At 34.8% G+C, this 10,785-nt stretch carries 9 protein-coding genes; 7 read left to right on the top strand and 2 right to left on the bottom strand.

Annotation, left to right across the window (positions count from 1 at the left end; translation table 11 throughout):
- Positions 1-125: 125 nt before the first annotated feature.
- Together ACNQGX_RS16885 and ACNQGX_RS16880 are read right to left on the bottom strand one after the other, a co-directional pair.
- A complete protein-coding gene (locus tag ACNQGX_RS16885; RefSeq protein WP_417978211.1) occupies positions 126-1,154 on the bottom strand; it encodes an alpha/beta hydrolase in 1,029 nt (342 codons plus the stop codon).
- A 65-nt stretch (positions 1,155-1,219) separates the two neighbouring features.
- Positions 1,220-2,113, bottom strand: coding sequence for a hypothetical protein (locus tag ACNQGX_RS16880; RefSeq protein ID WP_417978208.1), 894 nt, complete (start codon positions 2,111-2,113; stop codon positions 1,220-1,222).
- A 635-nt stretch (positions 2,114-2,748) separates the two neighbouring features.
- On the opposite strand from ACNQGX_RS16880, the gene tgt reads away from it, so the two are divergent.
- From tgt to ACNQGX_RS16845, 7 genes are all read left to right on the top strand, one after another.
- Positions 2,749-3,879 (top strand): tRNA guanosine(34) transglycosylase Tgt, encoded by a 1,131-nt coding sequence (gene tgt, locus ACNQGX_RS16875; protein WP_131915178.1) that lies wholly within the window; start codon positions 2,749-2,751, stop codon positions 3,877-3,879.
- 58 nt (positions 3,880-3,937) lie between these two features.
- On the top strand, positions 3,938-5,026 hold the full coding sequence (locus ACNQGX_RS16870; RefSeq protein ID WP_417978205.1) for an LptF/LptG family permease: 1,089 nt from the start codon (positions 3,938-3,940) through the stop codon (positions 5,024-5,026).
- Positions 5,013-5,894: a DMT family transporter gene (locus ACNQGX_RS16865; protein WP_417978203.1), complete on the top strand. Its 882-nt coding sequence runs from the start codon at positions 5,013-5,015 to the stop codon at positions 5,892-5,894. The genes ACNQGX_RS16870 and ACNQGX_RS16865 overlap by 14 nt, the downstream gene beginning before the upstream one ends.
- A gap of 121 nt (positions 5,895-6,015) precedes the next feature.
- Positions 6,016-6,969 (top strand): acetyl-CoA carboxylase carboxyltransferase subunit alpha, encoded by a 954-nt coding sequence (locus ACNQGX_RS16860; protein WP_417978200.1) that lies wholly within the window; start codon positions 6,016-6,018, stop codon positions 6,967-6,969.
- Between the two features lie 140 nt (positions 6,970-7,109).
- Positions 7,110-8,654 (top strand): replicative DNA helicase, encoded by a 1,545-nt coding sequence (dnaB, locus tag ACNQGX_RS16855; protein WP_417978198.1) that lies wholly within the window; start codon positions 7,110-7,112, stop codon positions 8,652-8,654.
- A 284-nt stretch (positions 8,655-8,938) separates the two neighbouring features.
- Positions 8,939-9,340, top strand: coding sequence for a hypothetical protein (locus ACNQGX_RS16850; protein ID WP_417978196.1), 402 nt, complete (start codon positions 8,939-8,941; stop codon positions 9,338-9,340).
- A gap of 645 nt (positions 9,341-9,985) precedes the next feature.
- Positions 9,986-10,777: a sensor histidine kinase gene (locus tag ACNQGX_RS16845; protein WP_417978194.1), complete on the top strand. Its 792-nt coding sequence runs from the start codon at positions 9,986-9,988 to the stop codon at positions 10,775-10,777.
- Positions 10,778-10,785: the final 8 nt, after the last annotated feature.

Raw genomic sequence — 10,785 nt, 5'->3', positions numbered from 1 at the left:
AGATTTACATGGAACTCAACCCATCACTTTGCGAACCGCCGTATACGAGACCCGTACGTACGGTGGTGTGAGAGGCGCACTCCGTCAGTTTCTGGCGGAGCCGTCTACTCGATTAGCAGCAGATGTTATTGAGTTAAAAAGTCTTTAATTGTTTTTGTATATAATTCAGGTTGCTCTGCAAAAATCTGATGTCCTGCATTTGGAATTAATTTGAACTTACTATTACTAAACAAGTCAAGATACTCTTTTGTGTAACCCCAATCAATATTATCGTATTGTCCTTTCATTACCAAAACTGGAATTTTGTTGTTTTTTAGTTTTATTCTGGGGTCTTTTAAACTACCATAACTTACGCTTGTATTTAAATTGCAATAACTACCAGCACCTCCTTCCTCTTTCAATACATTAGCTGGATCGCAAACAAGACCTTTGGTAAACACATTAGCCATACTTGTCAGAAAACCATCAGCTTCTTTATCAGTAGCCAGTTTTTTTTCAAAAAATCTTGCCCAAATTCCTATTGAAACGTACCGTGGATTAAGCACGATTGGAAGTACTTTTGCATTTGGATTGTATGGTTCTTTTAAATTCAAGCTGTCTGGTGCTTTAATTTTTTCTAAGGCTTCATTTGCGGGTTTAATCGCACCTGGACAAGTAAAAACAATTCTATCTACTTTGTCTAAATTGTCAGCGGAATATAACACGGCCAATGCTCCACCCCAAGATTGTCCAACAAGAATTACTTTTTCGACACCTAATAATTTAATAATTTCTTCAAGATCTTTTATATGTCGTAGTGCAGTGTATTCTTTAACTTTTTCTAGTCTTTCCGAAAGTCCACAACCTACTTGGTCATATAAATATACATCATACCCCAATGCTGAAAGTTTTCCTAATGTTTCTATATTTTTGGTATATACGTATCCTCCAGGACCACCGTGCAAATAAATAATTGGATATGGTTTTTTTACCCCTTTGCTTGCAATGTGCGTATATGCAATTTTTGAACCTGTAGGTAAATTCCAATATTGAGTAGTTGTACGAGGTATAATAGACGGCACATCCAACTTTGTCGGAATACATCCTTTAACTATGAATATTGCAAGGCAAATTAGAATTGCCCATTTTGTAAATTTCAGTATGCTTTTTTTCATCGTAATGTTTTTACATTTGCTGCTAACGTTGTAGTAGCTGTTGGTGGCTGGCTTTTTTTTCTGTATTAGTATTCAATTCTACTTTCTCCTTCAATCGAAGCGTTTACTTTAGAGACTACAGAATTAGTAACGATTATATTACCATCTTGGTTAATCTTTCTCTCTTGAGTCATATCGACTTCTATTGAATATCGATTTGAAAAGTGTATTTGCCCGTTTATAACTTTATTGCTAAAATCAAAATCATTCATAAGGAAGTTTATAATATTGTTCTCATAGAAACCTTTCCACCTAAATTTACCTCGTTTAATAGCTGGAGATATTACGTCAATTTTAGCATTTTCTAATTGGAGTTTGGGTATTTCATCAGAACGTAAAATAAATTTTGAAAATTCATTTTTTGGTACTTTACGAACAGTTCCGATTGGCTTTTCATCTTGAAATCTAACAACATCGATATAGTCAACTTTTTGATAACTATTTAATTTTTTATAGAGGTTTGATTTACGCCAAGAAACTTTATAGTTTTTATTAACTAATTCAACAGAATCAATAACAGTTTCTTGGTTTATTTCATCATCATCTTGTAAAAATTCTAGATTTAATCTTTCTAGTTCTTTTCTTTTTAACTCATTGTCTAATTTCAAATTTTCAATTTGAAGTGTAGTTAGTTCTTTATTTTCGGTGGGAAATCTTGAAATTACAATTGCTGCGATAGCTACAATTAAACTAATTTGAGCTGAATTTTTTCCCAAAAACCTCCATGTTTCTTTAAATCCACCTTCTTCTGTTGGTAAAGTTTCTAATTCAAGTTGAAGTCCGAGTGTTTCGGAAATCTCTTTAAAAATATAAATGATTTCTTTTTCACATTCATTTCTTAAAATTGAATCGATTGAATGACTATCATCTCTAAAATAATAATGAAACTGTAAACTATTAGATTTTTCTATTAAATTCATAATTTAAATATGATTAGACATCAAATTATTTTCGGAAACCACTCATATTTAGCGGATTTTTTGGATGCTTGCCACCAACTTGTATATAGGTGTGACAAAATCACACAAAGCCACCCAAATTTGGGTAGATAGGAGTGATAATAGTAACACATTATTTATTTTCAAATATATTAAAATTTTCTTACAAATCTCTAAAAGTACTTTTTATTTGCAAGAGGCTTTTCGAATATTAATGGGACTATTTTAGTTGTCTTTACTGCTTATTTGCGTGAGGGATAGCAGTGAAAATCCTTTTATGAAGCGTAGCGGAATAAAAGATTGCAACGTCCCGATAGCTATCGGGAAGCCCGACCAAGCTGTAATGTCAGAGAAGGCTTGGGCACGCCTAAAAAAAACAGTGGAATTAGGTCCTAAATGCTGTTTTTGAAACCTGAAAAACGTTTTTCCCAAATGGTAATTAAATTTTTAAATTATATAATTATCTAATTTTCTTCCGAAAAAGTATTTAAATTTTGGTTGTCATCCCGATAGTTATCGGGACACTTTTTCAATTTATTGAATGAAAAATATTTTTTGAAGTGGGTTTCAAATTAACCTATCTTTGCCAGCCGAACAATCGGGTGAAATACGTTACTATGAAGTTTGATTTATTAAAAAAAGATCCGCAGTCCAAAGCCAGAGCGGGAACTGTTACCACTGATCACGGTGTGATTGAAACCCCAATTTTTATGCCTGTAGGAACCGTAGGTTCTGTAAAAGGGGTGCATCAACGAGAATTGAAAGACGATATAAACCCAGATATTATTTTGGGAAATACCTACCATTTATACTTGCGACCACAAACTGAAATCCTGGAAAAAGCGGGTGGTTTGCATAAGTTCATGAACTGGGACCGTAATATTTTGACGGATTCCGGTGGATACCAAGTGTATTCACTTTCGGCCAACCGAAAAATTAAGGAAGAAGGCGTGAAGTTCAAATCGCACATTGACGGTTCGTACCACTTTTTTACGCCAGAGAATGTGATGGAAATACAACGTACCATTGGTGCCGATATTATCATGGCTTTTGATGAGTGTACGCCATATCCTTGTGATTACAACTACGCGAAACGCTCGATGAAAATGACCCATCGCTGGTTAGACCGTTGCATCAATCATTTAGACACGCAGCCTTTTAAATACGGATACGAACAAACGTTTTTCCCAATTGTTCAGGGAAGTTGTTATAAAGATTTACGCCAACAATCGGCAGAATATATTGCGAATTCCAATCAACAAGGAAATGCCATTGGCGGACTTTCAGTAGGGGAACCTGCGGAGGAAATGTATGCGATGACCGAAGTGGTTTGTGAAATCCTACCGGAAGACAAACCGCGTTACCTGATGGGCGTGGGAACTCCAATCAATATTTTGGAAAATATTGCCCTTGGAATCGATATGTTTGACTGTGTGATGCCTACGCGTAACGCCAGAAACGGAATGTTGTTTACGGCGAATGGTTCAATCAATATCAAAAACAAAAAGTGGGAAGCTGATTTTTCGCCTATAGACGAAATGGGAATCACTTACGTGGATACGGAATATACAAAAGCGTATTTGCGCCACCTTTTTGCTGCCAACGAATACCTTGGAAAACAAATTGCAACCATACACAATCTTGGTTTTTATATGTGGTTGGTTCGTGAAGCCAGAAAACATATCTTAGCAGGCGATTTCAGACCTTGGAAAGAAATGATGGTAAAAAATATGAACCAACGTTTGTAAAAAAAGTTAGGAGTTTCTTAACGCTTAACTCCTGACCTCTAACTTCTAACCTAAAAAAATGCTGACAATAATAGACAAATACATCCTAAAAAGATATTTAGCCACATTTGCGGTGATGCTGTTGTTGTTTATCCCCATAGGAATTGTTGTTGATGTATCGGAGAAGATCAATAAAATGCTGGAGAATAAAATCCCGTTTTTAGATATTGCGCTTTATTATTACAACTTTACGGTTTATTTTGCGAATTCCCTTTTTCCGATATTTTTGTTTTTATCGGTGATTTGGTTTACCTCAAAACTGGCGAATGATACGGAGATTATTGCTATTTTAAGTTCCGGAATTTCATTTACGCGTTTTTTAAGGCCTTACATAATTGGCGCTTCCATTGTTTCTGTTTTTGTATTGCTAATGGGTTTCTTTGTGGTTCCCGCAGCCAGTGAAGGATTCAATAATTTTAGGTATACGTATCTAAAAGGGGGCGGTAAAGAAGCCATGCGTGGCGATAACACGGATGTGTACCGACAAATTAGCGATAATGAGTTTATCTATGTAAACAGTTTTAATACGGAGTCTAAAACAGCTTTTAATTTTTCGCTTGAAAAGTTTAAAAACCAGAAGTTAGTCCATAAAATTACCGCTACCAGAATAAAATGGAACCCGAAAGACAGTACATACACCATGTATGATTATACCAAAAGAACGGTGGGAGAACTGAATGATAAAATTGAAAAAGCACCTCAAAAAGAGGCTGTTTTTACTTTTGATTTGGAAGATTTAACCCCCGTGATTTATATTGCCGAAACCTTGAGTTTAGGGAAATTGAATGCTTTTATAGATAAAGAGAAAAAAAGAGGATCATCAAACATTAATGTGTATTTGGTGGTTTTATATAAAAAATATAGCGTTCCGGTATCGGCATTTATCCTTACCATTATTGCCGTTGCGGTTTCTTCGATGAAACGAAGAGGCGGAATGGGAACCAATTTAGCCATAGGAATTGCATTGGCTTTTGCCTTTGTATTTTTTGATAAAATCTTTGGCGTATTGGCCGAAAAATCGAGTATTCCACCCATGTTAGCCGTTTGGTTGCCTAATATTGCTTTTGGAATTTTAGCCATTTATTTGTTACGAAATGCAAAACGATAAATTAAAAAGTTACTTAAGCCTCCATTTGATCGTTTTTATTTGGGGTTTTACTGCCATTTTAGGCGCTTTAATCACCATTACCGCCGATGCTTTAGTTTGGTATCGCATGTTTTTAGCAGGGCTGTTTTTAGCCATATTTATTGTATTCAAAAAAGTATCATTTAGGATTCCTTTAAAATCGTTCTTGAAATTGATTTTTGTGGGATTATTGATTGCTTTGCATTGGATCTTTTTCTTCAAAGCCATTCATGTTTCTAATGTGTCCATTACACTTTCCGTTTTTTCGTTGGGCGCGTTTTTTGCTTCCATATTAGAGCCTGTTTTTTATGGTCGAAAAGTATTGTGGTACGAAGTATTTTTTGGTCTAATTATTATTGCTGGTCTGGCATTGATTATGAAGGTCGAAATTAACTATTTGGAGGGAATGTTATACGCCTTGGCATCTATCATATTAGGTGTTTTGTTTACGCTGATGAACGGAAAATTGATAGAAAAACACGAGCCTTCAGTAATCTCTTTTTACGAATTTCTGGCAGGTGTTTTCTTCATTACCATTTACTTTTTGTTCCAACAAAAATTCACACCAGATTTCTTTATATTGACCGCTAATAATTGGATTTTAATCCTGATTTTGGCTTCCGTTTGTACTGCGTATGCGTTTACGGCGTCAGTAAAAGTGATGCGAAAACTAACACCGTATACCGTAATGCTGACTACAAATTTAGAGCCGGTTTACGGGATTGTTTTGGCGTACTTTATCCTTGGCGGAAAAGAGAAAATGAGCTTTGAGTTTTACATCGGCGCACTAATAATTGTAATCACCGTAATCCTGAACGGAGTTATAAAACACTATCAAAAGGACAAATAAGAATAACTTTCTCAACCTTTTGAGAAGCAAATTTTTACACATAAATATAAAATTTACCTTTTTGAACGATTTAAAATTTTATATTTGCGGTTCCAAATAAAAACAAAAACGCAAAAATCCTATGGAATATTTAGATTTTGAGCTTCCAATAAAAGAACTAGAAGAACAGTTAGACAAATGTCTTATTATTGGTCAGGAATCAGATGTTGATGTAACGAATACTTGCAAACAGATCAACAAAAAATTAGAAGAGACTAAAAGAAAAATTTATAAAAACTTGACAGCTTGGCAACGTGTTCAACTATCAAGACACCCAAGCCGTCCGTATACAATGGATCACGTAAGTGCTTTATGTGGGGATAGTTTTTTGGAGCTTTTTGGCGACAGAGGTTTTAAAGACGACAAAGCCATGATTGGCGGTTTAGGAAAAATTGACGGACAATCGTTTATGATTGTTGGTCAACAAAAAGGATTTAATACCAAGACGCGACAGTTCCGTAATTTCGGAATGGCAAATCCAGAAGGATATAGAAAAGCATTGCGATTGATGAAAATGGCAGAGAAATTCGGTATTCCTGTTTTGACTTTGATTGACACTCCGGGAGCCTATCCGGGATTGGAAGCAGAAGAACGCGGACAAGGAGAAGCTATTGCCAGAAACATATTTGAAATGATTCGTCTTAAAGTGCCTATTATCACCGTAATTGTAGGTGAAGGAGCTTCTGGAGGAGCATTAGGAATAGGTGTGGGTGACAAAGTTTACATGATGGAAAACACCTGGTATTCTGTTATTTCACCAGAATCGTGTTCTTCTATTTTATGGAAAAGCTGGGAGTATAAAGAACAAGCAGCCGAAGCATTAAAATTGACTTCCGCTGACATGAAAAAACAAAAATTGGTTGATGATATCATCCCTGAACCTTTAGGTGGAGCACACTATGATAGAGAGACTGCTTTCAAAACGGTGGAGCAATATATTATGAAAGGTTTTAATGAATTAAAAGACTTATCAACAGAAGAATTAATAGCTCAAAGAATGGATAAATACAGTAAAATGGGCGAGTATAAAGAGTAAAATCTTACAAATTAATCTTTAATCCGAAGCCTTACCGTTTCGGATTTTTTTTTGGTTATAAACAAAAAATAGTTACTTATGAACAATTATTTGTAACAACTCAATGACAATATTTTTTTAATTTTTGCTACTTTCGCTCTATGGAAAACTTCAGAAATATAAACCCTGTAAAGGTAGATAAAACAACAATTATAAGCTTAGAAAAAGGGAAATTGCCTCCTCAGGTTCTCGATTTAGAAGAGGCGGTGCTGGGTGCCATGATGATTGACAAAAAAGGGGTAGATGATGTGATTGACATTTTACAGCCTGATGCTTTTTATAAAGACGCACACAAACATATTTTTGAGGCTATCGTCCAGCTGTTTACAGAAACACAGCCTATTGACTTATTAACCGTTTCTGCCCAACTTAAGAAAAATGCAAAATTAGATTTGGCAGGCGGTGATTTTTACTTAATTCAGCTGACGCAAAAGATTTCCTCTTCGGCACACATTGAATTTCACTCCAGAATCATTTTACAAAAATTTATTCAACGTAGTTTGATCCGAATATCTTCAGAAATTATTGAAGAATCCTATGATGAAACAACGGATGTTTTTGATTTATTGGACAGAGCCGAATCTAAATTATACGAAGTAACACAAGGAAACATCAAACGTAGTTCCGAAACGGCGCAGAGTTTAGTGTTGCAGGCCAAGAAAAGAATCGAGGAAATTGCCGGTCAAGAAGGACTGAGTGGTGTAGCGACAGGTTTTGATAAATTAGATAAGATTACTTCGGGCTGGCAACCAAGTGATTTAATTATTATAGCGGCAAGGCCAGCAATGGGTAAGACAGCATTTGTATTATCGATGGCCAGGAATATGGCAATTGATTTTGGAATGCCAGTTGCCTTATTTTCATTGGAGATGGCATCGGTCCAGTTGATTACCCGTTTGATTTCTTCCGAGACAGGGTTGTCATCAGAGAAATTGCGTACCGGAAAACTGGAAAAACACGAATGGGAACAACTGAGTACCAAAGTTAAGAATTTAGAAAAAGCGCCTTTGTTTATTGATGATACGCCTTCATTGTCTATTTTCGATTTAAGGGCTAAAGCAAGACGTTTGGTTTCGCAACATGGTATCCGAATTATTATTGTCGATTACTTGCAATTGATGACTGCCGGCGGAAACGGAAAAGGAGGAGGAAATAGAGAGCAGGAGATTTCTACCATTTCCCGAAACTTAAAAGCATTAGCAAAGGAATTAAATGTTCCGGTTATTGCCCTTTCTCAATTGTCGCGTGCGGTGGAAACCCGTGGTTCGAGTAAAAGACCGTTGCTTTCTGACCTTCGTGAATCGGGTGCTATTGAGCAAGATGCCGATATTGTATCGTTTTTATACCGTCCTGAATATTATAAAATTGACGAGTGGGATGATGATGAAGCTTCACCAACAACGGGTCAGGCAGAAATTATGATTGCCAAGCACCGTAATGGTAGTATAGAAAACGTTCGGTTGAAATTTATTGGACATCTGGGTAAGTTTGATAATCTGGAAGATTTCAGCGGTGGTTATGATGATTTACCATCCAGTATGAATCAGGATGATAATCCTTTTATTACTAAAAATCTGCCTTCAGCCAATGAAGCTTTTGGAAGTAATTTTAACGATGACGATGACGACAGTGATGTTCCTTTTTAAAAAATAATATTTGAAGCCTACTTTTTGTAGGCTTTTTTCATGCCTTCGGTTTGGTATCTCTTTCTGTTTCTAAAGTTCCTGATGAAAACATGCCAATCCGACGTAAGGCATATTTTAAAAATGATTTCTTTTGCTTCTTATTTCAAGAAATAATTATGAAAATAAAAGTAATCTTTAGTTTGTTAAAATGTAAAAAAAGATGTATCTTGGCGTGAAAAACAGCAGTTTAGCATTGAAGGATATGCTAGATTAAATATTTGTTAACCTAAAATAAACTAAAAGTTATGTCAGAAGAAGCCACAACAGTAAACACTGCAACAGTAGTTAAAAAAGAAGTAAACGCCATTCCGTTGGAAGAAGCACAAAGATGGGCCAAGAGATGGAAGAAAAAAGAAGGAAACTACAACAAACACCACGAATTAAACGCCTTTTTAATTCCTAAAATAGATTTATTGGAAGTATTAAGCGAAGGCGTTGATGCCGTAAGAGCCTATATTGGGGTAGATGATAATAATGTGGAGAAATTAATGATTGTAGGTACGAAATACGATCCTGTAACAAAAATTTATGTAGATATGATTACAACGGTTGGTGTTGAAAAGAATACCGCAGTAGCTGATAGTATTTATGATTTTACAACGCCATGTCCACCAGATGGTGATCCAAACAGTCCTTTAAATAACTAGAGATCAAATGTATTATGTATTCGTATATATTGGGTATTTAATTTTAGTGCTTAATCTGGTACTATTTATAAAAGGCTTTCCCAATCAAAGGAGAGCCTATAAAATTTTCACTTGGTATTTAGGGATAATTTTAATTAATCAAGTTTTATCTATTGTCTTAAAAAAGCTACACATTCACAATCTGTTCTTATCCCATTTTTATTTTATAGGACAGTTTATTATATTGAGTTTTTTTTATCTAGCGATTTTAAAGGATGCACATCAAAAAAAAATAATCAAAATCGGTTTTGTCATAGGTTTATTGGCTTTAACTATTCAATATGGGTATGATACCAGTTTATTTTTCGCATTCAATTTATTCGAAATAGTAATTACCTCATTTTTGCTAATTGTGTTTGCGACCTTTCATTTTTACAATATGTTAAATGAAAAAAAAGAGTTCTATTACATTAATATGGGAATTCTCATGTATTTATTTGGAAGTACCATTTTATTTCTTGTAGGGAATTTAACAGCGAAATTAAGTCTTAAAATGAGTTATATTACATGGACTTTGAATGCTTTTTTATACATTGTTTACCAAATTTTTGTATTGGTAGAATGGAAAAAAAGTTTTTCTAAAAAGGGAGTTCAACAATAAAAGTGATGAAAGTAAATCTGGCATACGAAAAAGAAATTGTTGCAATCATTTTGTATACCTCGGCATTTTTTATAATAATGTCTGTGGTTTTAGTCTTGTTTTTCTATTTTTCGAGAAAGAAAATTATCCAGAAGGAATTGGAAAAAAAGGACTTAGAAATTCAGCATCAAAAAGAACTTTTACGTGCCGGAATTATTACGCAAGAATCCGAGCGCAAGCGGATTGCCCAAGATTTGCACGATGATATCAGTTCTAAACTGAATATTGTTTCATTGAATAGTCATTTGCTAACCACACCTGATTTGTCAGTACATGAGATTGCTGAAATTACGGGAGTTATAATCAATCTTACTGGGAAAGCACTCGATAATTCCAGGAAAATAGCGCATGGCTTGTTACCTCCGGTATTAGACAAATTTGGGCTCCACGCTGGTGTCGAGGAATTATGTTTGGAATTTAACAGCAGTAAATCCGTCAATGTCAGTTACCGGAATCAGGTTCAGTTTGATGATTTGGATAAAGATAAACATTTACATGTTTTTAGAATTTTGCAGGAATTGATGAGTAATTCGTTGCGTCATGGAAAAGCCAGAAATATTTCCATTCTTTTTGAAGAAGACGATGGATTGAAAAGATGTTGTTATACCGATGATGGTTGTGGTTTTGACAGTAATGATAAACAAAATCAGAACGGGCTGGGAATGAAAAATATCGAAAGCAGAGTCGCTTTTTTAAATGGAATAATCACTTTTGACTCGATTATAAATAAAGGAATAAAAGTTAGTTTTAATTTTTAATTTTTAGA

Source organism: Flavobacterium glycogeni (genome assembly GCF_048286775.1).
Classification (GTDB): Bacteria; Bacteroidota; Bacteroidia; order Flavobacteriales; family Flavobacteriaceae; genus Flavobacterium.
Note: the sequence above shows the minus strand (reverse complement) of the source record. Positions and strands in the feature narration are given on the sequence as shown.

Bases quoted from the DNA above. Each gene is read 5' to 3' on its own strand.
- ACNQGX_RS16865 (WP_417978203.1), top strand. From the start codon at position 5,013: ATGCAAAACGATAAATTAAAAAGTTACTTAAGCCTCCATTTGATCGTT.
- ACNQGX_RS16880 (WP_417978208.1), bottom strand. From the start codon at position 2,113: ATGAATTTAATAGAAAAATCTAATAGTTTACAGTTTCATTATTATTTT.
- dnaB (WP_417978198.1), top strand. From the start codon at position 7,110: ATGGAAAACTTCAGAAATATAAACCCTGTAAAGGTAGATAAAACAACA.
- ACNQGX_RS16850 (WP_417978196.1), top strand. From the start codon at position 8,939: ATGTCAGAAGAAGCCACAACAGTAAACACTGCAACAGTAGTTAAAAAA.
- ACNQGX_RS16870 (WP_417978205.1), top strand. From the start codon at position 3,938: ATGCTGACAATAATAGACAAATACATCCTAAAAAGATATTTAGCCACA.
- ACNQGX_RS16885 (WP_417978211.1), bottom strand. From the start codon at position 1,154: ATGAAAAAAAGCATACTGAAATTTACAAAATGGGCAATTCTAATTTGC.
- ACNQGX_RS16860 (WP_417978200.1), top strand. From the start codon at position 6,016: ATGGAATATTTAGATTTTGAGCTTCCAATAAAAGAACTAGAAGAACAG.
- tgt (WP_131915178.1), top strand. From the start codon at position 2,749: ATGAAGTTTGATTTATTAAAAAAAGATCCGCAGTCCAAAGCCAGAGCG.
- ACNQGX_RS16845 (WP_417978194.1), top strand. From the start codon at position 9,986: ATGAAAGTAAATCTGGCATACGAAAAAGAAATTGTTGCAATCATTTTG.